Raw genomic sequence first — 24,739 nt, forward strand, 5'->3', positions numbered from 1 at the left:
GCATCCTTGTAGCCAATTTGGCTACAAATCCTGATCTCCGGGCGCATCCTAGTGCCCTGACGTTAGCGTGGTGGGGTGAGCGATCAGGAGAAGACCGGAGGCTCCGCGAGCAGCGCTGCGCGGGCGAACGCCGCCGCCGAGAGCGTAACGACCTCCTTTGGCCACGAGCCCCTCGGCATCCGCGGCGCGTGGCTCGCATGGGTTCAAGACCCGCATCACCGCCCCCAGCTTCCGTGGAGTGAGTGGCACTACTGGTGGCAGGCTCATCTGCTCGACTGCCTCGTGGACGCCGCCGAACGCGAAGCGGAGGGGGCCGACGCCGTGCAATCAGGCCTCTCCCCGTGGCTTGCCCTCGCCCAGCGGCACCTTCGGGGGATCCGGTTGCGGAACTTCGGCCGCTTCCCCAACATGTTCTTCGACGACATGGCCTGGCTCGCCCTCGCTTCCCAGCGTGCAGAGGCGCTCGCCAGACGGCTCACGGGCCATGGGCTCCCGCCTGCGGAGACGGCCTTGCGGGAGCTCGGGCGCCGCCTCCTGGCAGGCGAAGACGAGCTCGGCGGCGGCATGTTCTGGAACACCCGCCGCCAATACAAGAACACCGCGACAACCGGCCCGGGCGCCCTGTTCTTCGCTCGCGCCGGCGATCATGAGCGAGCCCAATCCCTCGTCGACTGGCTCTACGAGACCCTCTTCGACCCCGAACAGGGCCTCTTCCTCGACGGCATCCACGTGCCGAACAAGGGCCAAGAACCCAGCGTGACCCGGGATATCTGGGCGTACAACCAGGGAACGGTCCTGGGCGCCCTGCTCGAACTCGGGACGAAGGGCGGGGATACGGGCGGCGAAAACGCGAACCTCGAGCGCGCGGCCGCGCTGGTCGACGCCGTCGACCGGGAGCTCACCGTCGTCGTTGCACCCACGGGGACGGAGAAGGCCGAAACCCGGGTCCTCAAAGCGCACGGCGGTGGCGACGGTGGCCTCTTCATGGGCATCCTCGCCCGGTATCTCGGGCTCGCTGCCATCGACTCCCGGCTTCCCGAATCAACGCGGGCGACGGCGGGGCGCCTCGTCAGAGACACCGCCGAGGCGCTGTGGCTGGGGCGCGACGCAAGGCCGGAGCACGGCCGCCACCCGAGCTCGCAAAAGCAGCCCCACCTGGTCTTCCCGGCCCACCCGGGCGAGCTCGCGTCGTCGTCGTACCCGCCCGGGCAGCCCGTCGAGCTGTGCACCCAAGTGCAGGCCTGGACCGTGCTCGAGGCCGCGCACAGGGTCACAAAGGGCAATTAGGTCACGCCGAAATTGCGTAATTGAAGTGATTTACGCCACAATTAGGCCAGAATCGCTCGGAGGTTAGGTGTGGCTAACCTACAGTCGTTCTCGGAGGCAGCCGCCTCCACCCTCGACGTCGAAGCCTCACCGCACCCTTCGGGCTGGCCCTCACGTGCCGGCCCTCGAAAGCTACGAAAGGACCTTCTGTGAAGATCCGTTCCCAGGCCCTCGCGGGCATCGCGATCGCCGCGGTTGCTGCGCTCGGCCTCTCGGCTTGCGGCAGCTCGCCCGGCTCGTCGTCCGGTTCGGCAGGGGCCACGGGCGGCCCCACCGACACCATCACGGTCTACAACGCGCAGCACCAGGAGCTCACGCAGGCGTGGGTTGATGCGTTCACGAAGCAGACCGGCATCAAGGTGAACATGCGCAACGGCGACGACACCGAGATGGCCCAGCAGATCATCCAGGAGGGGAAGAACTCCCCGGCCGACGTCTTCCTCACCGAGAACTCGCCGGCCATGAGCGCCGTCGAAAACGCGGGCCTGCTCGGCGACCCGGGCTCACAGGCGATCGCGAACGTCCCGCAGGCCTACCGCCCGTCCACCGGCAAGTGGGTCGGCATCGCAGCGCGCTCGACCGTCCTCGCCTACAACAAGACCAAGGTCAAGGCGAGCGATCTCCCCAAGTCGATCATGGACTTGGCCGATGCCTCGTGGAAGGGCCGCTGGGGCGCCGCGCCCTCGGGCGCTGACTTCCAGGCCATCGTCTCCGCCATGCTCCAGCTCAAGGGCGAGAGTGCCACGCTCGACTGGCTCAAGGCCATGAAGGGCAACGCCAAGACCTACCAGGGGAACACGACCGCGATGAAGGCCGTCAACTCCGGTGAGATCGACGCCGCGGTCATCTACCACTACTACTGGTTCGGCGATCAGGCGAAGACCGGCGAGAACTCGAACAACGTGGGCCTCTACTACTTCAAGAACCAGGATCCGGGTGCCTTCGTCTCGGTCTCGGGCGGCGCCGTGCTCGCCTCGAGCAAGCACCAGACGGCGGCTCAGAAGTTCCTCGCGTTTGTCACCGGCGCGGACGGGCAGAAGGTCCTCCAGACGGGCTCTTCGTTCGAATACCCGGTCGGCTCGGGAGTCGCCGCGAACCCGAAGCTCACCCCGCTCCAGGAGCTGCAGGCGCCGGCCGTCGACCCGGCGAAGCTCAACTCCCAGCAGGTCACCGACCTCATGACCCAGGCAGGACTGCTCTAGACCTTGTTGCAGACCACAGCTACCCCGGCACGCCGGAGCCCCTCAGCGGACGGAGGCACGCGCCTCCGCCCGCTGAGGGCTTTCCGCCCGGGGGCCAGAATCCGCTCCCTGCCGTGGACCGTCCTTGTGCTGAGCATCCTCATCGGCGCCCTCTCGCTCGTGCCGCTCGGCTTCGTCGTCGCGATGACGATCGCAACGGGCTGGGACACCGCGATCGCGCTCATCGTGCGGCCGCGCGTCCTTGAGCTGCTCGGCAACACGATCTGGCTCGTGGTCATCACCGTGCCGCTGTGCCTTGTGATCGGCGTGGGCGGCGCTTGGCTCGTCGAGCGCACGAGGCTGCGCGCCCATCGCACCTGGGCCGTACTGCTCGCCGCCCCACTCGCGATCCCGGCCTTCGTGAACGCCTATGCGTGGGTCTCCGTGGTCCCCTCGATGGCGGGGCTCGGCTGGGGCGTCTTCATCGCGACGCTCTCGTACTATCCGCTCGTCTACATCCCGGCCGCCGCTACGCTTGCTCGCCTCGACCCCGCGCTCGAGCAGTCCGCAGCCTCCCTCGGCCTCGGGCCGTGGAAGGTCTTCTTCCGCGTCGTCCTCCCTCAGCTTCGCATCGCCGTGACCGGCGGCGCGCTCCTCGTGGGCCTGCACCTCCTCTCCGAGTACGGCGCCTTCGCGATGATGCGCTTCAGCACGTTCACGACGGCGATCATGGAGCAGTACCGCTCGACGTTCAACGGCGCCGCCGGCAACATGCTCGCGAGCGTGCTCGTCGCCCTGTGCCTCGTCATGCTCGTCTTCGAGGCCCGAGCCCGCGGCAACGCCCGCTACGCGAAACTCGGCTCCGGCGCGCAGGCGGCCCCGACGCGGGCACGCCTCGGGGCGTGGGAGCTGCCAGCCCAGCTGGGGCTCCTCGGGCTCGCTATCATCGCCCTCGGCGTCCCGCTCGCCGTGATCGGCCGTTGGCTCCTCGACGGCGGCGCGCAGATCTGGGAGACGGCCGACCTCGCCTCGGCCCTCGGCCAGAGCCTATGGCTCGGCCTCCTCGGCGCGCTCGCGACGACGGCCGCTGCCTTCCCGCTCTCGTGGCTCGCCGTGAGGTACCCCGGGTGGCTCAGCAAGTCGCTCGAGCTCGCGAACTACGTCACGAGCTCGATGCCCGGCATCGTCCTGGCCCTCGCGTTCGTTACCGTCGCGCTTCACGCCATCCCGGACATCTACCAGAGCACGCTCCTGCTGGTCATTGCGTACGTCCTGCTGTTCCTCCCCCGGGCGCTCGTGAGCCTGCGGGCCGGGCTCGCCCAGGCCCCGAAAGAGCTCGAGGAAGCCGCGAGGGCTCTAGGTCGGCGGCCGGCGGCTGCCTTCTTCCGCGTGACGCTGCGGCTCGCGGCTCCAGCGGCGGCCGGCGGCGCGGCGCTCGTCTTCCTTGCCGTCCTCAACGAGCTCACGGCGACGCTCCTGCTCGCCCCGACGGGCACCTCGACGCTCGCGACGCAGTTCTGGAATCTCTCGAGCGGCATCGACTACACGGGCGCCGCCCCGTACGCGCTGCTCATGATCCTGCTCTCCGCACCCATGACCTACCTGTTGTTCCAGCAGTCGAAGAAGGCGGCCGGCCAGTGACCGAACAGAGCCCCACCCCCACCTCGGCCTCCCGGCTTCCCGAGCCGCGCATCGCGCGGTCCATCGCGGACACGGCGAACCATCACCTTGAGATCGACGAGGTCACCAAGACGTTCGGGCGTCAGCAGGTCCTCAAGGGCATCAACCTGCACGTCGCGCGGGGAGGCACGACGGCGATCGTCGGCCCGTCCGGGTCGGGCAAGACGACGCTCCTTCGCCTCATCGCGGGATTCGAGGCCCCCGACACGGGCCAGATCAGGCTCGACGGGCGCGTGGTCGCCGGCGACACGTGGGTGCCCGCGCATCGGCGGAACGTGGGCTACGTGGCCCAGGACGGCGCGCTCTTCCCCCACCTGACCGTGGGCCAGAACATCGCGTTCGGGCTCGACAAGGCGCACGGCGGGTCACGCAAGCAGATCGCGGCGCGGGTCGAGGAACTCCTCGACATGGTCGCCCTCGACGGCTCCTATGCGAAGCGCCGCCCCCATCAGCTCTCCGGCGGCCAGCAGCAGCGCATTGCCCTTGCGAGGGCCATGGCGCGCAGGCCCGAGGTCATGCTCCTCGACGAGCCGTTCTCAGCGCTCGACGCCGGCCTGCGGGTCGCGACGCGGCGTGCAGTGGCGAAGGTGCTCGCCAAAGCCGGGGTGACCACGATCCTCGTGACCCACGACCAAGCCGAGGCCCTCAGCTTCGCCGACCAGGTCGCCGTCATGCGCGGCGGGAAGCTCGCCCAGATCGGCAACCCCTTCGTCGTGTACACGCGCCCCGCGGACCGGGCGACCGCGGAATTCCTCGGCGACGCCGTCATCCTCGACGCATGGCTCGAGGGCAGCCTCGCGATGTGCTCGCTCGGCCCGGTCCCAGTGCGGCACCCAACCGCGCAGGGCCACGTTCAGATCATGCTGCGGCCGGAGCAAATTCGAATTGCAGCGGAATCGCCCATTCATGGGACTGTGCTGGACTGGGACTATTTCGGCCCCGAGTCGTCGGTACGGATCAAGCTCGCCGATCGGCCCTGGGACCAGCCTATTCACCCGGGCCTTCCCGGCGGGGGCGAGGTCATCACGATCCGCCACTGGAACGCCGCAATGGCACGCAAAGGCATGGACCTCGCGCTCAAGGTCATCGGAGAGGGCGTCGCGTTCCCACTCGGGGAACCCTCGACGGGCGTGAGCACTCTCGCTGAGTGAGCCCTAGCCGCCCCACACGTCGCCGGCGAGGAGCCGAGCTGCCTCAGCGCGCGCGTGCTCGTCGCCCAGGCCGGCCTTCCGCAGATCTGCTACGAGGTGCTCCCACAGGCGCAGGGAGGAGAGCTCGTGCCGTTCCGGCCGGAGGACTCGGAGGCGGCCCCTCTCCGAGCTGGCCCGCGACGTCTTCTGTTCCGACCGGGCGGCGGATGAGCTGGCACCTTGTGCTCTGGAGTGCATTGTTGCTGTTCCCGTCAATAGCGACGCGCGGCACGCCGTCGTGCCCGTCCCATTGCTCGAGATGTTCCTCAATGATTACCCATAATTCGCCTTCTGGAAACCGGGCTTGAGTTGCCTTCGTTCTCGTCGCCTGTCTCGCTTGGCTCGTTTGCCTCTCGCTAGGCTGTTCCCTGTGACTGAATCGCAGCCCTCGCTTTGGGTCCAGAGTTCCGAGCTCACCCGTTATCGTCTGGCCCCCAACCCGGGCCCGATGAGTCTGGACGGGACGAATTCCTACGTCATTTCCGGCGCGAGCGCCGCCGCAGCGGGAGGCGCGGACGCCACCCACGAACCGCCCGTCGTCGTCGTGGACCCCGGCCCCCTCGAGGCGACCCATCTCCGCGAACTCGCCGCGGCCGGGCGCGTGGAGCTCGTACTCATCACGCACCACCACTCAGACCACACCGAGGGCTCCGAGGAGTTCCATCGGATCACCGGGGCGCCCGTCCGGGCGCTCGACGGGTCCCTGTGCTTCGCCGCCCCGCCGCTCACTGACGGCGAGATCATCGAGGCTGCGGGAGTTCGGATCGAGGTGCTCGCGACGCCGGGGCACACGGCCGATTCGGTGTCACTGCTCCTCCCCGACGACGGCGACCACGGATCCGTCCTCACGGGCGACACGATCCTGGGCCGCGGCACCACCGTCATCGCGTACCCCGACGGCCGACTGGGCGACTATCTCGCGTCCCTCCGCCGCCTCGAGGCTCTCGGGCCGAAGACGGTGCTCCCCGCACACGGGCCGGTCCTGCCAGACCTCGGCGAGATCGCGCGGGCATATGCCGCCCACCGCGAGGAACGTCTGGCCCAGATCCGCGCGGCCCTTTCGAGCCTCGGGGCGGAGGCGCCGGTCGGTGCGGTCACAGACCTCGTCTATGCCGACGTCGACACGTCGGTCCGCAGCGCTGCCGAGACCTCCGTCGCGGCCCAGCTGGACTATCTCCGCGGCTGGGCGTGAGCTCGCCTCACCAGACCGAGAAGTGGCGGAATTCCCCGGTCGCAGGGCCGATCGAGGCCTCGACCCCCTCGACCCGTCCCGGAGTCTCGCCTGACTGGAGCCACCTGAGGAACTGCTCGACGTCGTCGCGATTCCCCTCGGCCACGATCTCAACGGTCCCGTCCAGCCTGTTTCCGGCGCTGCCCACGAGGCCGAGCCTGTTCGCCTCGCCTCGCGTCCAATAGCGGAAACCGACGCCCTGGACCATGCCCTTGACGGTCGCGTGCAGCCGCGCCTCGGGTACGTGTGACATGAGAACTAGTTCCTCTCAGCGCGGCTCTTCTGGGGGTGGACTGTCTCACCGCGGGCGAGCATGTCCACGAATTGGGCGATCTTCTTTGCCCTCGTCTCCGGTTTCTTCACCGACTCCGTGCGGTAGATAAGCGCATAGCGGTTGACTGCGGTGAGCTGTTCGAACATCTCCTGAGCGGCGGGATTCGCCGCGATCGCGGCGGCCAGATCCGGGGGAACCTCGGCAGATGCCTGGCCCGCATACGCCGCCTCCCAGCGACCGTCGGCCTTCGCGGCATCGACGACGGCGCGGCCCGCGTCAGTCATGAGGCCAGCCTTCTCGAGCCGCTCGACGTTGGCCACGTTGAGCTTCGACCACTTGCTCTTCGGCCCGCGAGGCGTGAACCGGGTGACGTAGCTGCCCTCGTCGCGGCGCCCGATCTGCCCGTCCACCCAGCCGAAGCACAGAGCGTGGTCGAGGGCGTCCGCGAAGGTCAGGCCGGTGACAGAACCGCCCTTCTTGTGCTGCACGAGCCACACGCCGGGGCTCGTGGCGTGGTTCTGCGCGAGCCACGCCCGCCAGGCAGCGGCGTCGGGAAGAAGCAGCTCGGGCAATTCGATGGCCATGGGCCTCAGAATAAGGGTTGGGGGACGCAGCTGAGGAGGACGCCAGCCCACGTCGACGCCGCCGTCATCGGGGACATCGTCGATTGGATGCTGTAGAAACTTACCTATGGCAGTGCGCACACCCGACCCCTACCCTGGCTGGCTCTCCCCTGAGGATCTCTACGAAGCCAGAAACCGCCTGCCGATGCTGTACGTCGAGGCGGTGCCTGTGCGCCTCGACCCTCTGGGCTACGTCAACGAGGTCGGCCTGCTCCTCCAAGCCGACGACGAGGGCAACATGATGCGCACGCTCGTCTCGGGCCGGGTCCTCTACAAGGAGACCATTCGAGCGGCGCTCCTCCGGCACCTCGAGAAGGATCTCGGTCCCCTCGCACTCCCCCAGCTTCCCGTGAGCCCGGTGCCGTTCACCGTCGTCGAATACTTCCCCTCGCCATCCCAGACCGGGTTCACGGACGAGCGGCAGCACGCCGTCGCCCTTGCGTACGTCATCCCGGTCGCGGGTGAGTGCCAGCCCCGGCAGGATGCGCTCGAGCTCACGTGGATGTCTCCGTCCGACGTGCTGAGCGGGCCCGTCCAGGCCGAATTCATGGGCGGCCGCGGCGAGCTCGTGCGGCAGGCGCTTGCGTTCGCGGGCGTGGCCGGCTGATCGTGCTCTAGCGGACGCGGCCTATGGCGCGCCTCGGAGGGACCGTTACCGGACCTTTATAGACTGGGGCGCGGACCGACAGCGACTTGGAGGACTCCGCCATGCAGTACCGCCCAGATTCTGAGCCCAGCGGGTCGAACCCCCACGCGCTCGAGAACTTCCGATCGATCGACGCCTCCGAGCTGCGGCCCGGGCACCGGCTCGTGCTTCCCGACGGTGAGGGCACGGCCGAGATCATCGAGATCGACACGGTCCTCGACGACTACGACAACCCCGCCCTCTACTTCGCGATCCTCGACAACCACCTCAACCTGCGCGTCGCGCACGGCACGTCTGCGCGGATCGTCGCCCCCCGCCCGAGCCGCCCTGCCGACCTCCTGTTCTCCGGTCCTGCGGCGACCGGGCCTGAAAAGGGTGGGCCAGAGAAGGCTCGGGGCGAGAAGGGTGGGCCGGAGAAGGCGCGGGGCGAGAAGGCCGGGCGAGAGAAGGCGCGGGCCGGGTCTGCGGACGAGGACAAGGGCCCGTTCGATCCCGCCTATGCTGCGATTTGGGGCGGCGAAGCGGCCGACGGCGATCTCCGGACGCAGGCCGAGGGGCGCCACTTCCAGAGCTACCCGTTGGAGAACCAGGGGCAGCCAGACAACGGCCGTGCGGACGACGACGGCCCGGCTGCACGCGACGGCGGCCCGGACGACGGCGGCCCGGACGACGGCGGCTCGGCTGCACGCGACGACGGCCCGGCGACGGACGAATCAGCTGGGGGCGCCGCGGAAGCCGACGGGGGCGAACCCGAGCGCAGGGAGACGACCATCACGCTCGACACGGGGGACGTCGTCGTCGTTCCCGGCAAGGCCCGCGTGTCGACGGGAGGCCCCTCCCCGGCCCAGCTCCGACTCATCCCGCAGCTCGAGGGGCATCCCGAGGATCTCATCCGGCATATCGACGCGGTACACCCCGGACGGCACGCGATCCACGAGCTGTGCGAGCGGCTCGGGAAAGGCATCAACACGAAGTCAGGCGCGTGCCTCCAGGATCTGCGGGAGCTCGCCTACGAGCTCTACGTGAGCCAGAACGACCCCGAGAACGCGCAGAAGGTAGCCGACCTGCTCGCCGTCGTGCCCTTCGACGGCAACCCGGGGCGGTGGGCGTCGGTCGAGTCCGGTCTCGCATTGGCCGCCCACCTCGCCCGCGAGCGGGGCGAGGACGCGCGGGCGGCCGTGTACTCCGAACTGCTCCGTGCCCCAGAGACGGCAGAGAAGGACCCATTCCGCGCCCAGATGGCCGCCCGCGTCCGGCAGCGGACCCTCAACGAGCCCAACCTCTACGACAAGGAGGTCTCCCGGGCCGCGGAGACCGGCGACGAGGCGGAGGAACACAGCTGGCGGATCCTGCGGCTCGACACACTGCTGCACCTCCGCGCCCATGGGGGCTCGGAAGCGTTCGACGGCGCCGAGCTCGATCGCCGGATCAGGATCGAGCTCGACGCCGTCAAGCGGTGAGGGTGCGTGGCCCCGGAGTCGGTCACGCCACGGGCGAGGGGCCTCCCGGCTCCACGAACCCGTGCTGCCTCTCCTCGATCTCGAGCACCCTTGGATCAGTCTCGTCGGCGCCGTAGTCCGAAGGCCGCGTCATGTCCGCGCCCTGAGGGACCTTGAACGCGCGGAGCACGAGCGTGAGGACTATTGCGACGATCAGGTTCAGCACGAACGCCGATATCGCGATGTACACGCTGATGTTCGTCCCAGGGATGTTGGCCAATGAGCCGCCGAAGTGGGCATGCGTGGCGGGATTCACGACGTCATAGGCGGACACCGTCCCGAAGATGATGCCGGCGGCCCACCCGATGAGCAGTGCCCAACGGTCGAACCAGCGCGTGTAGAGGCCCGCGACGACGGCTGGGAACGTCTGCAGGATCCAGATGCCGCCGAGGAGCTGCATGTTGATGGCCGCCGACTGGTCCATCGCGATGACGAACACGAGAGCGCCGATCTTCACGAGGAGCGAGACGATCTTCGAGACGTTCGCCTCGGTCTTCGGATTCGCATCAGGACGGAAGAAGTCCCTGTAGATGTTGCGAGTGAACATGTTCGCCGCCGCGATCGACATGATGGCAGCTGGCACGAGCGCCCCGATCGCGATCGCGGCGAGCGCGATCCCCGCGAACCACGACGGGAAGGCATCGAGGAACAGCTGCGGGATCACGAGCTGCGGGTTCGCCGTGCCGTTCAGGTCGATGGGCTTGGTCCCCGCCTTGATCGCCACGAAGCCGAGGAGCGCGAGGAACCCCAGCATGAGCGAGTACAGAGGCAGGATCGCGGCGTTGCGACGGATCGTATTGCGCCCCTTCGACGCGAGAACGCCGGTGACCGAGTGCGGGTACATGAACAGCGCCATCGCGGAACCGAGCGCGAGCGTCCAGTAGGCCGAGTAGTTCGTGGGGCTCGGGATGAACACGCCGGCCGGCTTGCCCGTGGCTGGACTGATCGCGCTGAGCTTGGCCTGCGCTGCCCCGAAGATCGTGTCCCATCCACCCAGCTTGATCGGCAGGTAGATGACCGCGACGATGATCGCGAGATAGATCAGGATGTCCTTCACGAACGCGATCATCGCCGGCGCGCGCAGGCCGGACGTGTAGGTGTAGGCGGCCAGCACGACGAACGCGATGATGAGCGGGAGATCCGTCAGGAACGCGTTCTGGGCGCTGCCGAGGCCCAAGACCGTCAGGACCGACTTGATCCCGACGAGCTGCAGCGCGATGTACGGCATGGTCGCGACGATGCCGGTGAGGGCGATCGCGAGCGACAGCCAGCGGCTCCCGTAGCGGCCGCCCACGAAGTCCGCGGCCGTGACGTACCCGTGGCGGTGGGACACCGACCACAGGCGGCTCATGATGATGAAGATGATCGGGTAGAGCACCACAGTGTACGGAACTGCGAAGAAGCCGCTCACGGCGCCGGTGGCGTACATTGCGGCGGGGACGGCCACGAACGTGTACGCCGTGTAGAGGTCGCCGCCGAGCAGGAACCACGTGATCCAGGTTCCGAAGCCGCGGCCGCCTAGTCCCCACTCGTCAAGGCTATGGAGGCCTGTGGCCTGCTCGCTCCGCCGCCAGCGTGCGGCCATGAAGCCCATGGCGGCGACGATCAGGAAGAGGATGATGACGATGATGAGCGCCACCCAGCTGATAGGACGGGTCATGGCCGCTCACCCCCCTCGAAACCGGCCCCGGCTGCCCGGGCCTCACGGCGCCGTCGTCGGTCCTCGCTCGTGACGAGCCAATAAGCGAAGCTGCTCAGTATGGCCGAGATCGGTACCCACAGAAGTTGGTACCAGTAGAAGAAGGGCATCCCGCCGAGGCGCGGGGAGTCGAACGAATACATCTGCGGCAGAAGCGGGAACACGACCGCTGCCGCGAGCAGGATGCCCGCGATGACGTACGGGAGCGGTCGAGCGGGACCTCTGGTCGGAGTATCCCTGGTCACCTGATCACGGCTCCGGCCCCCGTTTGCTCCAGGGACGGCAGGGATGGGGCGCTGGTCGGGCGCGGGATTTTCTTGACCGGACATCAGGACCTCCTTGTCAGCCCGTCCGGCCGTTCCCCCGAACACTCGGGAAAATCAGCTGGGCGGAGGCGCATATGTCTGTCCCCCCGCCGTCTTTGTACCGCAGTTTGACGTGGTCTGGAAGGGGCCGCGCCGCTTCCAGACGACGAAACGGCCGCTGAATGGGTCAGCTCAGGGAGCTGAGCGATCCCTCAAGCTGCTTGAAGAGAATCGCCGGCCCGTTCGGGTTGGGCAACTGCGTGTTGATGAGGATGGCCACGGTCATGCCGGTGCTGGGCTGGTACATCGTGAGGGACTCATAGCCAAGGCCCGTGCCAGTGTGGCCCCACCAACCGTCGAGCTCGCCGGCCGCGAGGCCGTAGGCGTCGTACTCGGGGCTTTGGGGGTCGTCAGCGTCTGGATTCGAAATCGCCGAGAGCCGTTGCTGCTGGAGGGACGCCGGGAGGAACTGGCCCGAGCCGAGCGCTGTTCCCCACCGGAGGAGGTCGCCGATATTTCCGAAGAGTCCGCCAGAGGCGCCGTAGAGCGACGGGCTGACCTGAGCGAGGCTCTCGAGATTCGAATCGCTGTCGATCTCGTAGGGCGTCGCGACGGGCGGAGCCGGGTCACTCGCTCCCGAGTAGGCGACAGAGCTGAGGCCGAGGGGCGTGAGGAGCCGCGATTGGACCTCTTGGTCCCACGAGTTGCCCGTGACTGCTTGGATCACCTTTCCGAGCAGCACGAAGTTCGTGTTGCTGTACTCGTAGTCACTCCCCGGCGCGAAATCGAGCGGCTGCGCGAACGCGAAGCCGAGGAGCTGATCGTCCGTGAACGGCGCCGTGTAATCGGTGTTGAGCTGATCCGAGAATCCCTGCGTGCCGGAGAACTCCGGCAGACCGGTCCGCATCTCGAGGGCTTCGCGGACCGTGATCTGGTCGCCCACGGCGGAGCCGTTGTACTGGACGGAGGAGACGTCGGGGACGTAGCGGGAGACGGGGTCGTCGAGGTTGAGCTTGCCCTCGGAGACGAGCTGGAGGACCACGGTGCCGACGAAGCTCTTCGTGATGCTGCGGAATGCCGAGCGGGTATCGGTCGACCACGCGACTCCGTCCGCGGCATTGCCCTGGGTTGTGACGTAACGCGCGTTGCCGCCGGACGACGAGGAACCACCCGTCGATACAGCCACTGCGATACCTGCTGCACCTTGGTCCGAGAGGAACTGCGAGACGATGTCTGAGATCTGCGAGGGCATCTGCTGCCATGCAGGCTGATTGGACTGGCTTGACTGGGCGGGGGCCTGTTGGGCAGCCGCGGGCTTCGGATGAGCTGGGGTCGCAGCAGAGACAGGCGCGTTGAGGAGCAGATTCGGCGCGTGGCCGCGAAGGGCGCTCGCACTCGTGATCCCGGCCGTTCCAGCAATGAACACGAAGGCAGCTCCCAAGGCGGCGGCGACGAGTCGACGGCGCCGGACCCGGACCGTCCTTCCCAAAACCGACTCGAGAGGAAGGCGGCGCACGCGTCGGGGACCACCTGCGTGCTTCATCTGTTCTCCTGTCCCCTCAGTGGTGCGCCCATCAATCTAGGAGACGATTCTGTGCGAGCACTGTGGAAACGTGAGCGTACGGCAGACTGGTGGGGTGCCGATTTCCCATCCTCGCCAGTCTGACTTCGCCTTCCGTGTGGACAGCCCCTTGATGGCTTCCGACGGCGCCCGCACTCTTGGCAGGACTGGAACCATCACGACGCCCCATGGCGAGATCCGAACGCCCGCCTTCATCGCCGTCGGCACGAAGGCGACAGTCAAGGCGGTGCTTCCTGAGTCAGTGCGCGATCTGGGTGCGCAGGCTGTGCTGGCGAACGCCTACCACCTCTACCTCCAGCCCGGCCCAGAGATCCTCGACGAGGCGGGTGGCCTCGGGAAGTTCATGAACTGGCAGGGACCGACATTCACCGACTCCGGCGGCTTCCAGGTCATGAGCCTCGGCTCCGGCTTCAAGAAGGTCATCGACATGACGGCGGTGGATGCATCAGGCCCCGACGATCCGACGCGAGGGCACTCTGCGCGAGAGCAGTCTGCGCTAGGGCACCCCGATCGAGACCTAGCCGTCGCGCCCGGCAAGGAACGCCTCGCGCATATCGACGAGGACGGGGTCTGGTTCACGAGTCACCTCAACGGCGATCGCCACCGTTTCTCGCCGGAGATCTCGATGAACGTCCAGCACCAGATCGGAGCGGACATCATGTTCGCGTTCGACGAGCTCACCACTCTGCAGAATTCACGCGGCTACCAGGAGGAATCGCTCGAGCGGACGCGGCGGTGGGCCGAGCGCTGCGTTGCCGAGCACTTCCGGCTCACCGACGAGCGGAGCCATCGGCCCTATCAGGCCCTCTTCGGCGTGATACAGGGTGCGCAATACGAGGATCTGCGGCGGAAGGCGTGCCGAGACCTCGGGGCCATGCCGTTCGATGGTTTCGGGATCGGCGGCGCGCTCGAGAAGGAGAACCTCGGCACCATCGTGGCGTGGTGTTCCGAGGAGCTCCCCGAGGACAAGCCAAGGCATCTCCTCGGCATTTCCGAGCCCGACGACATCTTTGCCGCCATCGAAGCTGGCGCCGACACCTTCGACTGCGTCTCCCCCACCCGCGTCGCGCGCAACTCGGCCTTCTACACCTCCGAGGGCCGCTTCAACCTCTCCGGCGCAAGGTACCGGAAGGACTGGGGTCCGCTCCAGGAAGGCTGCGACTGCTACACGTGCCAGAACTATTCGCGCGCGTACATCCGCCACCTCTTCAAAGCCAAGGAGATGCTCTCCCACACCCTCATCTCGATCCACAACGAGCGCTTCGTGGTCCGAATGGTCGACGACGCGCGCAACGCGATCGAGGACGGCACCTTCTGGGACTTCAAGGAGGAGACCCTCGGCCGCTACTACCCCGCTGCCGCCAGACGCTAAAGGCAGCACGGATGTTGCAGAGGGCAGGGGATGCCTCTCACGAAAGTCACGCATTCAAAGCACTCGAATGCGTGACTTTCCTGACCAACGATGCCTCTGCTGGTCCAGCTCTCGAGCCTCCGCCGCTGGCCCGGCTCTGAGCCTCAGCTGCTGGTCCGGCCCTGAGCCTCAGCCGCCGTACAGCCGTTCCCGCCGTCGTCGAGCGCGCGCCCGGGACGAACACGAGCTGGAGCAGAATCGTCCTCGCCCATCCTGGCTTCGGTCCAAGAAAGGCAAGCCGCAGACGGGTGCGGCGCAGCGACGAACTCGCCCGAGCTGTCCGTCCACAACGAGCGCCGCAACTGCCGGGACGAGGACGGCGGCAATTCGTGCAGCGGGGTCGCCGCGCCGCGAGCGAATGGCGTGGCGTCCCTCGTGGTCGATGCACGGAAACAGCTCGAACTCGACGCTTAGCAGTGCAACCTGACGCCGCCGGGCCTGGTCTTCGAGCGATGCATTCAGGATCTGGGCCAGGGAATCTCTGAGCTGTTGCAAGGGGAGGATGTCGGAGTCGCCGGGAGCAGGGCAGACGTTCGACTCCCACGGCTCCGGTTCTCGCGGCACCGATTCTCCCGGCTCCTCCAGATGTTCATGGGCGCCGCCGGAAGTGGTGCGCCGCTGACTAAGGAGTTCGCGCGCGAGATCCTCGAGCGTCGGTGTCTTCTCGACGACAAGGCCTGCGGTCTCGGCAATGCCGCGAACCTGTGAGGGGTAGAAAAGCCCCTCGAAGATGCCTGCAGCTGGTGCTGTCGCCAGCAATTCCATCAAAGCTCGGACACCGTTCGGATCCACCATGGATCAACCCTGCCACTCGGCGGAACCGGCCAGAGCGGAACCACGGAGCCGGCCAGGGGTGGCATTGGGCATCGGCGGCTCCAAGCCCGGCCGCTTACTGCGCCCGTTGGCTCACTGCGCCCGTTGGCTTACCGCGCCCGTTGGCTTACCGCACCCTGTGGCGTTCCCGCCGCCCGTTGGCTGACCGCACCCTCTGGCGTTCCCCGCCCCCCCTTGGCTCACGCGCCGGAGTGGGCCTCGAGAAAGGAATAGACCTCGGTTTCGTCGACGCCGGGGAAGGCGCCGGGGGGCATGGCGGCGAGGAGATGGGAGTGGGCGCGCGCCGAGGGCCACGCGTTGCCGGCCCAGTGGTCGCTGAGCTCGACGGGCGGCCGGCGGCAGCACGCGGGATCCGGGCAGCGGGAGGTGGCTCGCGCCGTCGTCTCCCGCCCGCGGAACCATTTGACGTGCTGGTAGGGCACCCCGACACTCAGGGAGAACTCGCCGCTCGCGCTTCGCTCCGTGCGGGCAGTGCACCAGAAGGTGCCGTTGACCGTGTCGGTGTATTGGCTGTACGAGCTGAACTTGTCGGGCACGTCGAAGACCGCGCGGCTCGTCCACGCCTTGCACGAGGGCTGGCCCTCGATGGCGCCCGTGTGATCCATGGGGAAATTGACGCCGTCGTTCTCGTAGGCCTTGTAGATGATGCCGCTCTGGTGGGTCTTCTGGAAGTGGGTCGTGATGCCCAGGTGCTGGGTCGCGAGGTTCGTGAACCGGTGGGCGGCAGTCTCGTAGCTGACGGCGAAGGCGTCGCGCAGGTCCTCGACCGAGATCTCCTTGCGGGCCTTGGCCTGTTGCAGGAATTCAACGGTCGTGTGCTCGGGTAGGAGAAGCGCCGCGGCAAAGTAATTGGTAGCGACTCGTTGAGCGAGGAAGTCGCCATAGCTGCCCGGAGTCTCATGCCCGAGGACGTAATGGCCGAGGGCTTGGAGGAGCACCGATCGGGGGTCATGATCCGAGCGCTGGTTCTGAGTGAGATAAATCCGGCGATTCTTCAGGTCGGTCACGGAGCGGGTTGAATGCGGCAGATCGCCCACGTGGTACAGCGTGAATCCGAGGTGGGCGGCAATGTCGGCGATGAGGTGCTGGCTGAGCGGGCCCCCCGGATAGCCCACGGCCTTGAGGACCTTCTGCGCCTCGGCCTCGTACTCCGGGAAGTAGTTACCGCGCTCGCGCATCATGCGGCGCAGTTCCCCGTTGGCCCGCCGGGCTTCCTCCGGCGTGGCGACCTGCTCGTTGAGCTTTCGCTCGAGCTCGCGCAGGAGTCCGAGCTGCGACTCCAGTACATCGAGAGGAGTCCTTGAGCTGATGCGGATCTTGGGCAGATTGAGGGATTCGTAGAGGGGGCTGCGCTGGTAGCGTTCGAGCTCGATCTCGAGGGCCGCGCGCCGGCTCGGCGGCTCGGCCCCGAGGAGCGAATCCACGCCCACTCCCAGTGCGCTTGCGAGCTGCTGGAGCAGGCCGAGCTTCGGCTCCCGCTTCCCGTTTTCGATGAGGCTCAGCTGGCTTGCCGCAGCGCCCACGGCGGCGCCGAGCTCGTCGAGCGTGAGGCCCGCGGCCTTCCGCAGATGCCGGACCCGGCGACCCAGGCTGATCACGTCGGCGCCTCCCCCGGGCGTGGCGTCGACACCCTTGCGGGCGGGACTCGTAGGTCCGGATGGGCGGGCCCAAGAGGATGCAGGCGACATTTCTTGAGAATACGTGAAGATTCGCATTTCTTGCCAGCACATTTCTCTGGAAGAGGGCTTGCAGAGGCGGAAAAGTTGTTCTCACGAAGAATTCCACCCGGCGGAGCAGCCGGAGGACGAGTCGAAGGAGACCGCGATGACCGCAGCATTCGAGCAGCCCCAGACCCCTCAGCAGCAGGCCGAGGCCCTCAAGCTCGAGTGGTCCGCCGACCCCCGTTGGGAGGGTGTAGAGCGCGACTACACGGCAGAGGACGTCGTGAAGCTCCGTGGCCGCGTCGTCGAGGAGCACACGCTGGCGCGCCGCGGTGCGGAGAAGCTGTGGAGCGCCGTGACGGAGGGCCGGGAGAACGGCACCGGCTACATCAACGCCCTCGGAGCCCTCACGGGCAACCAGGCCGTGCAGCAGGTCAAGGCCGGCCTGAAGGCGATCTACCTCTCGGGCTGGCAGGTCGCCGCGGACGCGAACCTCTCGGGACAGACCTATCCCGACCAGTCCCTCTACCCCGCCAACTCGGTGCCCGCCGTCGTACGCCGGATCAACAACGCCCTCCAGCGGGCGGACCAGATCGAGTTCTCGGAGGGCAAGTCGAGCGTTGAGGATTGGCTCGTGCCGATCGTCGCGGACGCGGAGGCCGGCTTCGGCGGCCCGCTCAACGCCTACGAGCTCATGAAGTCCATGATCCAGGCCGGCGCGGCGGGCGTGCACTGGGAGGACCAGCTGGCCTCGGAGAAGAAGTGCGGCCACCTCGGCGGCAAGGTCCTCATCCCGACCCAGCAGCACATCCGCACCCTCAATGCTGCTCGGCTCGCCGCCGACGTTGCCGGCGTGCCGAGCGTCATCATCGCCCGCACCGACGCCGAGGCCGCGACGCTCATCACCTCCGACGTCGACGAGCGGGACCGCGAGTTCCTCGTCACCGAGGGCGGGGCGCCCGTGCGGACGCCGGAGGGCTTCTACAAGGTGCGCAACGGGGTCGAGCCCTGCATCGCCCGCGCCAAGGCCTACGCCCCGTACTCCGACCTGATCTGGATGGAGACGGGCACCCCGGACCTGGCCCTGGCGCGGAAGTTCGCCGAGGCGGTCAAGGCCGAGTTCCCGGACCAGATGCTCGCCTACAACTGCTCGCCCTCGTTCAACTGGAAGAAGCACCTCGACGATTCCACGATCGCGAAGTTCCAGCGCGAACTCGGCGCGATGGGCTTCAAGTTCCAGTTCATCACCCTCGCGGGCTTCCACGCCCTGAACTACTCGATGTTCGACCTCGCCCACGGCTACGCCCGCAACGGGATGAGCGCGTACGTCGAACTCCAGGAGCGCGAGTTCGCCTCCGAGGACCGCGGCTACACCGCGACCAAGCACCAGCGCGAAGTGGGCACCGGCTACTTCGACCTGGTCTCCACGGCGCTGAACCCGAACGCCAGCACCCTTGCCCTGGTGGGATCCACCGAAGAGGGCCAATTCCACTGATTCGAGCTGACGACGGCGGGTGCCGCCTGCGCCTCGGGCGCCCACCCGCCGTCGTACCTCACGCCTCTAGGAGACCCCCATGAACAGCTACAGCGATGGCATCACCATCAACGGCATCACCCTCACCGCCCAGCCGCTCGCGCGGCAGCACGAGATCCTCACCTCGGGCGCCCTCGAGTTCATCGCCCAACTCCACCGGGCGACGGCGGGGCGGCGCCAAGAACTGCTCGAGGCCCGCCACGAGCGCCGCGCCGCGATCCGCAAGGGGCAGGACCCCCGGTTCCTGCCGGAGACGGCGCACGTCCGCAGCGACCCGTCGTGGCGGGTGGCCCCGCCCGCGCCAGGCCTCGAGGACCGACGAGTCGAGATCACCGGGCCGGTCGAGCGGAAGATGACCGTCAACGCCCTCAACTCGGGCGCAAAGGTCTGGCTCGCAGACATGGAGGACTCGCTCACCCCATCCTGGCGGAACGTGATCCAAGGCCAGATCAACCTCATCGACGCCCTCGCGGACCGGATCGACTTCGTCTCCCCCGAGGGCAAGGAGTACCGGCTCCGCCCGGCCGAAGAGCGGCCCACGATCGTGGTGCGCCCCCGGGCGTGGCACCTGCCGGAGAAGAACATGCTGATCGACGGCAAGCCGATCGCGGGCGGGATCGTGGACTTCGGGCTGTTCTTCTACCACAACGCCCGCCGGCTCATCGGGCAGGGCAAGGGCCCCTACTTCTACCTCCCGAAGATCGAGAACCACCTCGAGGCCCGGCTCTGGAACGACGTGTTCGTGTTTGCCCAGGACCTCCTCGGCATCCCTCAGGGCACCATCCGCGCCACCGTGCTGATCGAGACCATCACGGCCGCGTTCGAGATGGAGGAGATCCTGTACGAGCTCCGTGACCACGCCGCGGGCCTGAACGCCGGCCGGTGGGACTACATCTTCTCGGTCATCAAGAACTTCCGGACCCGCGGGCCGCGCTTCGTGCTCCCGGACCGGGGCCAGGTGACGATGACGCAGCCGTTCATGCGCGCCTACACCGAGCAGCTGGTGCGCGCATGCCACCGCCGCGGGGCGATGGCCATCGGCGGGATGGCGGCGTTCGTGCCCAACCGGAAGGATCCCGAGGCGAACGCGATTGCGTTCGAGAAGGTCCGCGCCGACAAGACGCGCGAGGCGAACGACGGCTTCGACGGCTCATGGGTGGCCCACCCGGATCTCGTGCCCGTGGCCCGCGACGTGTTCGACTCGGTGCTCGGCGAGCGCCCGAACCAGCTCGACCGGCTCCGCGAGGACGTCACCGCCGACGATCGGGCCTTCATCGACATCGCCTCCTGCACAGGGACAATCACCGAGGCCGGGATCAGGAACAACATCGAGGTCGGGGTCCGCTACATCGAGGCGTGGCTGCGGGGCTCCGGCGCCGTCGCCATCCACAACCTCATGGAGGACGCGGCCACGGCGGAGATCTCCCGCTCGCAGATCTGGCAGTGGATCTACTCCCACGCCATCACCGATCAAGGCGAGGTCATCACCCGCGAGTGGGTCAAGGAGCTCTTCGAGGAGGAGTTCGCCAAGCTCGAGCGCTTCGACGGCGACCGGTTCCGCGACGCCCACGAGATCTTCGAAGAAGTCGCCCTCGCCCCCGAGTTCCCCACCTTCCTCACCCTCCCGGCCTACGCCCGCTACCTGTGCGAGACCGCGGGCAAGGAGGACGAGTACGAGGCCGGGCTGCCCGAACCCGAGAGGGCGCTCGCGGCGGTCGTCTAGTCGGGGCCGCCCAGGCTTCTTCTCACCCGTCCACCACCCATACTTCCCGACGCCGGCACGCGCCACTCGCAACACGCACCCCGAAGGCCGGGGGCCGGCGATCGGGAACCAGAGTTGAGGGGTCGATCCACGTAGTGGTGCTGCGCGGATCGGCCCCTCGACCCATTCAGCCTTCGACCAGCATGCGGCCCACGATCAGGCGCATAATCTCGTTGGTCCCTTCGAGGATCTGGTGAACGCGCAGGTCCCTCGCGATCTTCTCGACCCCGTACTCGTGCAGGTAGCCGTAGCCGCCGTGGAGCTGGATCGCCATGTTGGCGACCTCGAATCCGGCGTCGGTGGCCACGCGTTTCGCCATCGCGCAGAGCCGTAGAGCGTCCCTGTCGTTGCGGTCGAGGGCGGCGGCGGCCCGGCTGAGGAGGCTTCGCGCGGCCTCGAGCTTCATCTCCATGTCCGCGAGATCGAACATGAGCGCCTCCTTGTCGGCCAGCCGGCCCCCGAACGCCGTCCGCTCCTTGAGGTAGGCCACCGTCTTGTCCAAGGCCGCCTGCCCGCCGCCGAGGGAGCACGCTGCGATGTTCAGCCGCCCTCCGTTGAGCCCCTTCATCGCGATGCTGAAGCCCGATCCTTCCTCGCCCAAGATGTTCGCTGCAGGGACGCGGACGTTCTTGAAGACCACCTGGCTCGTCGGCTGGGCGTTCCAGCCCATTTTCTTCTCGCTGCGCCCGAAGGAAAGCCCCGGCGCGTCCCCCGGCACCAGGAACGCTGTGATGCCGTGATGGCCTGTATCCGCCGTGCGCGCCATGACGATGTAGAGCGCCGAAGAACCGGCCCCCGAGATGAACTGCTTGACGCCGTTGAGGACGTAATCGCCGTCGTCCGCCGTCGCCTTGGTGATGAGCGCTGCGGCGTCGGAGCCCGCCCCGGGTTCGGTGAGGCAGTAGCTGCCGAGCGATTCCATGGAGGCGAGCTTTGGGATCCACTCGGCGCGCTGTGCGTCGGTGCCGAAGGTATCGACCATCCAGACAATCATGTTCTGAATCGAAATGTAGGCAGCGATCGTCGGATCTGCCTTGGCCAATTCCTCGAAAATGAGGACGGCGTCGGCCCGCGAAAGGCCGGATCCCCCATACTCCTCGGCCACATAAATGCCGCCCAACCCCAGCTTGCCTGCTTCGTGGAGCACGTCCACCGGGAAATGCTTGGTCGTATCCCATTCCAGTGCGTGCGGGGCGATCTTCTCCGAGGCGAAATCATGGACCATTCCCACGAGATCGCGCTGGTCCTCTGTCAGTTCGAACATCGTCATCGTCGACTCCTGCCCTGCGCGCTGCCGTACTGCTGGTGCTGTCAGTCTCGGACACCTTCGCTCTCAAGGGAATAGAGGCCAACGGGCGCGCCTTTGAACAGAAGTGAACGTTGACATTTGGTCCGATATCGCCTGCCCGTGGTGCTTCATTGGAAAGCGCCGATTCGAGAAGGCTCTCGCTGGGTTCCCGCACAAAGACCAGGTAACGGTCACCTGGCACAGCTTCCAGCTCGACCCGTCGCTTCCCGAACACTACGACGGTACCGAGCTCGAGTACCTGAGCCAGCGCAAGGGCATGCCCGAGGACCGCGTCGCGCAGATGTTCGAGCAGGTCACGCAGGTCGCGGCCGGCGAGGGGCTCGCGTACGACTTCAGCACCGTCGTCGTCGCCAATTCCTTCCCCGCGCATGAGCTGCTGCACCTCGCCAAGGCACGCGGAACCGAAGGAGCGGCCGACGCCGTCAAGGAGGCCCTGCTCTCGGCCCACTTCGAGCACGGGAAGGACATCGGGAGCCGCCAAGTGCTCATCGAGGTCGGGACCGCCGCCGGGCTCGCCGAAGCCGACATCACTGCAGCGCTCGACGCCGGCACCTACCGTGACGCCGTCCGCGCCGACATCCGGGAGGCCCAGGCGCTTGGGATTCAGGGGGTGCCGTTCTTCGTCCTCGACCGCAAGTACGGCGTCTCCGGCGCTCAGCCCGCCGAGCTGTTTGCTCAGGCGCTCGACACCGCGTGGCGCGAGTCGAACCCGCTGGTGATGGTCAACGCTCCGGCAGATGACAGCGCAGGGCCCGGCGCGGGTAGGGGCGACGACGAGCTCAACGGCCAAGCCTGCGGCCCCGACGGCTGCTGACCCGAGCCTCCCTCGACTGCCTTCCCTCCCTCGACTGCCTTCCCTCCCTCTGCCGCCGTCCCCCTAGACTTGGTCGTCCTCGGCCGCGTGCGCGGATTCCGACCTGGTTTGAAGCCGTTCGCGCCCCCGCTCGGGCGTGTCTGGCCTCGACACGCCTAGTCGCGGGCTGAAACTTGGTCGGAATCCGAGGGTGGAGTTATCCACATAAGCGCGAGATCGCGGACGACGGCGCGTGGCGGGCCCCGAGGATGGCCTCATGGGGAATTCTCGGGGCCGGATAAGCCACGTCATGCACTTGTTCCACGGCGTCTGCCGCCTGCGGGACCTGCTCTCGAGGGGAGTCGCCGAGCGCGAGGTGCGGGCCGCCGTCGTCCGCGGAGAACTTGTCCTGGTCCGCAAAGGCCTCTACGCACTCCCGAAGGCCGACCCTGTGTTCGTCGCGGCCAGGCGCACGCGCTCACTCCTCACGTGTGCCTCCGCGGCGGGCTTCTACGGCCTCTGGACGCTCACCGCCCAGGGCCGATTCCACCTATTTCGCCAGACTGGCGGGGACCCGCCTGACGCCGTCATCCACCGGGGCACCTGGGTTCCGCCGGACGCCTACGCGCCCGTGGCGGGCCTGGCCGACGTCGTCCTCCACGCGGTGCGGTGCCTCCCGGAGCTCGAAGCCCTCCTCATCGCCGAGTCGGCGATGCATCGAGGACTTTCTATGGACTTCATCCGGGAGCGGCTCCCCGGCAACCGGAACGGGCCAGCGCGGGCCGTGCTCGACCTAGTGGACAGCGGCTCTGAGTCGCCGATCGAAACCCTTGCGAGAGTGCATCTTCGGCGTGCGGGCTTCCGTGTCGACACGCAGGTGGAGATCGACGGTGTCGGCTGGGTCGACTCCCTCGTAGAGGGGTGGCTGATCCTCGAGCTCGACGGCAAGAGCCACGAGGAGCGCGCTCAACGGGAGAAGGACAGGCGCCGGGACCGGGCGGCGCAGCTGCGCGGCCACCCGGTCTTCCGGTACGGGTATGCCGACATCGTCCACCGTCCCGAGGTCTTCGTTGCCGAGGTGGCTCGGATGCTCGGGTTTCCGACCGGGATCGCGGCGAGGATCGGCTGAACGGCGGCGTGTCTGCGCGACACGCCGCCGAGAGCCTCTCAAAGGTGGTCGGAATCGTGAGGCGGCAGGAACGGAGGCCAGCCGGCCCCCGCGGGGTCAGAACCCCGCCGGCTCGTGCGGCGTGTAGGCCTCCTCGAGCTCCGCCGCCTCGGCGTCGTCGAGCTCGATCTCAAGGGCGGCGATGGCATCCTCGAGGTGCGAGCTCGTGGTCGCACCGACGATCGGGGCGGCGACGACGGGGTTGCGCAGCACCCACGCGAGGGCGACTTGCGCACGCGAGACGCCGCGGCGGTCTGCGACCCGGCCGACGGCATCGACGATCGCCTTGTCGCTCTCGTGGTACAGCGTGCGGCCGAACTCGTCGGTCTCGGTGCGGTTCGTCGTCGTCCCCCATTCACGGGCGAGGCGCCCACGCGCGAGGGGGCTCCACGGGATTGCCCCGACGCCCTCGTCCGCGCACAGCGGGTACATCTCGCGCTCTTCTTCGCGATTCAGCAGGTTGTAGTGGTCCTGCATCGAGATGAAGGGGGTCCAACCGTTCGCGCGGGCAATGTACTGGGCCTTGGAGAACTGCCACGCCCACATCGAAGAGGCCCCGATGTAGCGCGCCTTCCCGGCCTTGACGACGTCGTGCAGCGCCTCGAGCGTCTCCTCGATGGGCGTGTGCGGGTCCCAGCGGTGGATCTGGTACAGGTCCACATAGTCCGTGCCGAGGCGGCGCAGGCTCGCGTCGATCTCGCTCATGATCGCCTTGCGGGACAGGCCGCCGCCGTTGGCCCCCTCGTGCATGCGGCCGTGGACCTTGGTCGCGAGGACGATCCAGTCGCGGTCGGCGAAGTCCCCGAGCGCGCGGCCCACGATCTCCTCGCTGCTGCCTGCCGAGTAGACGTTGGCTGTATCGAAGAAGTTGATGCCGGCCTCGACCGCCTGCTTGATGAGGGTACGGCTCTCCTCCTCGGGGAGACTCCAGGGGTGGTTGCCCCGCTGCGGGTCGCCGAAGCTCATGCAGCCGACGGCGAGACGAGAGACTTCGAGGCCGGTGTTGCCGAGACGCGTGTAATGCACAGTTC

22 protein-coding genes are annotated in these 24,739 nt (G+C 67.7%); 12 read left to right on the forward strand and 10 right to left on the reverse strand.

The annotated features are described in order from the left end of the window. The first annotated feature begins 75 nt into the window (after positions 1 to 75). From LK10_RS08510 to LK10_RS08525, 4 genes are all read left to right on the forward strand, one after another. Positions 76 to 1,287, forward strand: coding sequence for a glycoside hydrolase family 76 protein (locus tag LK10_RS08510; protein ID WP_043122412.1), 1,212 nt, complete (start codon positions 76 to 78; stop codon positions 1,285 to 1,287). Between the two features lie 188 nt (positions 1,288 to 1,475). Next, positions 1,476 to 2,528: an iron ABC transporter substrate-binding protein gene (locus LK10_RS08515; protein ID WP_043122413.1), complete on the forward strand. Its 1,053-nt coding sequence runs from the start codon at positions 1,476 to 1,478 to the stop codon at positions 2,526 to 2,528. Positions 2,529 to 2,627: 99 nt separating this feature from the next. Next, the gene (locus LK10_RS08520) at positions 2,628 to 4,148 is read left to right on the forward strand and encodes an ABC transporter permease (protein ID WP_231567696.1); all 1,521 of its coding nucleotides are present in this window, start codon (positions 2,628 to 2,630) and stop codon (positions 4,146 to 4,148) included. Beyond that, complete coding sequence (locus tag LK10_RS08525; protein WP_197061894.1) at positions 4,145 to 5,338, forward strand: ABC transporter ATP-binding protein; 1,194 nt, start codon at positions 4,145 to 4,147, stop codon at positions 5,336 to 5,338. The genes LK10_RS08520 and LK10_RS08525 overlap by 4 nt, the downstream gene beginning before the upstream one ends. A 3-nt stretch (positions 5,339 to 5,341) precedes the next feature. Here the strand turns inward: LK10_RS08525 and LK10_RS08530 are convergent, their stop codons facing one another. After that, the gene (locus tag LK10_RS08530; protein WP_043122415.1) at positions 5,342 to 5,575 is read right to left on the reverse strand and encodes a hypothetical protein; all 234 of its coding nucleotides are present in this window, start codon (positions 5,573 to 5,575) and stop codon (positions 5,342 to 5,344) included. Between the two features lie 172 nt (positions 5,576 to 5,747). Between LK10_RS08530 and LK10_RS08535 the strand changes: the two genes are divergently transcribed. Next, positions 5,748 to 6,569, forward strand: coding sequence for an MBL fold metallo-hydrolase (locus LK10_RS08535; protein WP_043122417.1), 822 nt, complete (start codon positions 5,748 to 5,750; stop codon positions 6,567 to 6,569). A 7-nt stretch (positions 6,570 to 6,576) separates the two neighbouring features. On the opposite strand, the gene LK10_RS08540 is transcribed toward LK10_RS08535, so the two are convergent. Together LK10_RS08540 and LK10_RS08545 are read right to left on the reverse strand one after the other, a co-directional pair. After that, positions 6,577 to 6,861 carry an acylphosphatase gene (locus tag LK10_RS08540; RefSeq protein ID WP_043122419.1) on the reverse strand — a complete coding sequence of 95 codons (285 nt, stop codon included), beginning with the start codon at positions 6,859 to 6,861 and terminating at the stop codon, positions 6,577 to 6,579. A gap of 5 nt (positions 6,862 to 6,866) precedes the next feature. Then, positions 6,867 to 7,466 carry a YdeI/OmpD-associated family protein gene (locus LK10_RS08545; protein WP_043122421.1) on the reverse strand — a complete coding sequence of 200 codons (600 nt, stop codon included), beginning with the start codon at positions 7,464 to 7,466 and terminating at the stop codon, positions 6,867 to 6,869. Between the two features lie 106 nt (positions 7,467 to 7,572). Here LK10_RS08545 and LK10_RS08550 point away from each other — a divergent pair, with 106 nt between their 5' ends. Both LK10_RS08550 and LK10_RS20825 read left to right on the forward strand, forming a co-directional pair. Then, on the forward strand, positions 7,573 to 8,112 hold the full coding sequence (locus tag LK10_RS08550; RefSeq protein ID WP_043122424.1) for an NUDIX hydrolase family protein: 540 nt from the start codon (positions 7,573 to 7,575) through the stop codon (positions 8,110 to 8,112). 101 nt (positions 8,113 to 8,213) lie between these two features. Continuing rightward, positions 8,214 to 9,611 (forward strand): DUF6707 family protein, encoded by a 1,398-nt coding sequence (locus LK10_RS20825; protein WP_052207114.1) that lies wholly within the window; start codon positions 8,214 to 8,216, stop codon positions 9,609 to 9,611. Positions 9,612 to 9,633: 22 nt separating this feature from the next. On the opposite strand, the gene mctP is transcribed toward LK10_RS20825, so the two are convergent. The 3 genes from mctP to LK10_RS08570 all read right to left on the reverse strand — a co-directional run bounded on the left by mctP (position 9,634) and on the right by LK10_RS08570 (position 13,197). Continuing rightward, positions 9,634 to 11,310, reverse strand: coding sequence for a monocarboxylate uptake permease MctP (gene mctP, locus LK10_RS08560; RefSeq protein ID WP_043122426.1), 1,677 nt, complete (start codon positions 11,308 to 11,310; stop codon positions 9,634 to 9,636). Then, positions 11,307 to 11,678: a DUF3311 domain-containing protein gene (locus LK10_RS08565; RefSeq protein ID WP_081998389.1), complete on the reverse strand. Its 372-nt coding sequence runs from the start codon at positions 11,676 to 11,678 to the stop codon at positions 11,307 to 11,309. The genes mctP and LK10_RS08565 overlap by 4 nt, the downstream gene beginning before the upstream one ends. 163 nt (positions 11,679 to 11,841) lie before the next feature. Further along, on the reverse strand, positions 11,842 to 13,197 hold the full coding sequence (locus tag LK10_RS08570) for a serine hydrolase domain-containing protein (RefSeq protein ID WP_043122428.1): 1,356 nt from the start codon (positions 13,195 to 13,197) through the stop codon (positions 11,842 to 11,844). Between the two features lie 151 nt (positions 13,198 to 13,348). Here LK10_RS08570 and tgt point away from each other — a divergent pair, with 151 nt between their 5' ends. Continuing rightward, positions 13,349 to 14,608 carry a tRNA guanosine(34) transglycosylase Tgt gene (gene tgt / locus LK10_RS08575; protein ID WP_081998407.1) on the forward strand — a complete coding sequence of 420 codons (1,260 nt, stop codon included), beginning with the start codon at positions 13,349 to 13,351 and terminating at the stop codon, positions 14,606 to 14,608. A 168-nt stretch (positions 14,609 to 14,776) separates the two neighbouring features. On the opposite strand, the gene LK10_RS20830 is transcribed toward tgt, so the two are convergent. Beyond that, positions 14,777 to 15,442 carry a CGNR zinc finger domain-containing protein gene (locus LK10_RS20830; RefSeq protein ID WP_081998390.1) on the reverse strand — a complete coding sequence of 222 codons (666 nt, stop codon included), beginning with the start codon at positions 15,440 to 15,442 and terminating at the stop codon, positions 14,777 to 14,779. A 218-nt stretch (positions 15,443 to 15,660) separates the two neighbouring features. Then, positions 15,661 to 17,196 carry a helix-turn-helix transcriptional regulator gene (locus LK10_RS08585; RefSeq protein ID WP_043122430.1) on the reverse strand — a complete coding sequence of 512 codons (1,536 nt, stop codon included), beginning with the start codon at positions 17,194 to 17,196 and terminating at the stop codon, positions 15,661 to 15,663. Between the two features lie 109 nt (positions 17,197 to 17,305). Between LK10_RS08585 and aceA the strand changes: the two genes are divergently transcribed. Further along, complete coding sequence (gene aceA, locus LK10_RS08590; protein ID WP_043122433.1) at positions 17,306 to 18,637, forward strand: isocitrate lyase; 1,332 nt, start codon at positions 17,306 to 17,308, stop codon at positions 18,635 to 18,637. Between the two features lie 79 nt (positions 18,638 to 18,716). Then, complete coding sequence (gene aceB, locus LK10_RS08595) at positions 18,717 to 20,399, forward strand: malate synthase A (RefSeq protein ID WP_052207116.1); 1,683 nt, start codon at positions 18,717 to 18,719, stop codon at positions 20,397 to 20,399. 166 nt (positions 20,400 to 20,565) lie between these two features. Here the strand turns inward: aceB and LK10_RS08600 are convergent, their stop codons facing one another. Next, the gene (locus tag LK10_RS08600; RefSeq protein ID WP_043122636.1) at positions 20,566 to 21,702 is read right to left on the reverse strand and encodes an acyl-CoA dehydrogenase family protein; all 1,137 of its coding nucleotides are present in this window, start codon (positions 21,700 to 21,702) and stop codon (positions 20,566 to 20,568) included. Between the two features lie 109 nt (positions 21,703 to 21,811). On the opposite strand from LK10_RS08600, the gene LK10_RS08605 reads away from it, so the two are divergent. Further along, entirely contained in the window at positions 21,812 to 22,561 is a 750-nt protein-coding gene (locus tag LK10_RS08605) for a DsbA family oxidoreductase (RefSeq protein WP_043122436.1), read from the forward strand. A gap of 256 nt (positions 22,562 to 22,817) precedes the next feature. Further along, the gene (locus LK10_RS08610; RefSeq protein WP_081998391.1) at positions 22,818 to 23,669 is read left to right on the forward strand and encodes a DUF559 domain-containing protein; all 852 of its coding nucleotides are present in this window, start codon (positions 22,818 to 22,820) and stop codon (positions 23,667 to 23,669) included. 96 nt (positions 23,670 to 23,765) lie between these two features. On the opposite strand, the gene LK10_RS08615 is transcribed toward LK10_RS08610, so the two are convergent. Next, positions 23,766 to 24,734, reverse strand: coding sequence for an aldo/keto reductase (locus tag LK10_RS08615; RefSeq protein ID WP_043122441.1), 969 nt, complete (start codon positions 24,732 to 24,734; stop codon positions 23,766 to 23,768). Between the last annotated feature and the right edge of the window lie 5 nt (positions 24,735 to 24,739).

The sequence above is a fragment of the Sinomonas humi genome, assembly GCF_000802235.1.
Lineage (GTDB): Bacteria > Actinomycetota > Actinomycetes > Actinomycetales > Micrococcaceae > Sinomonas > Sinomonas humi.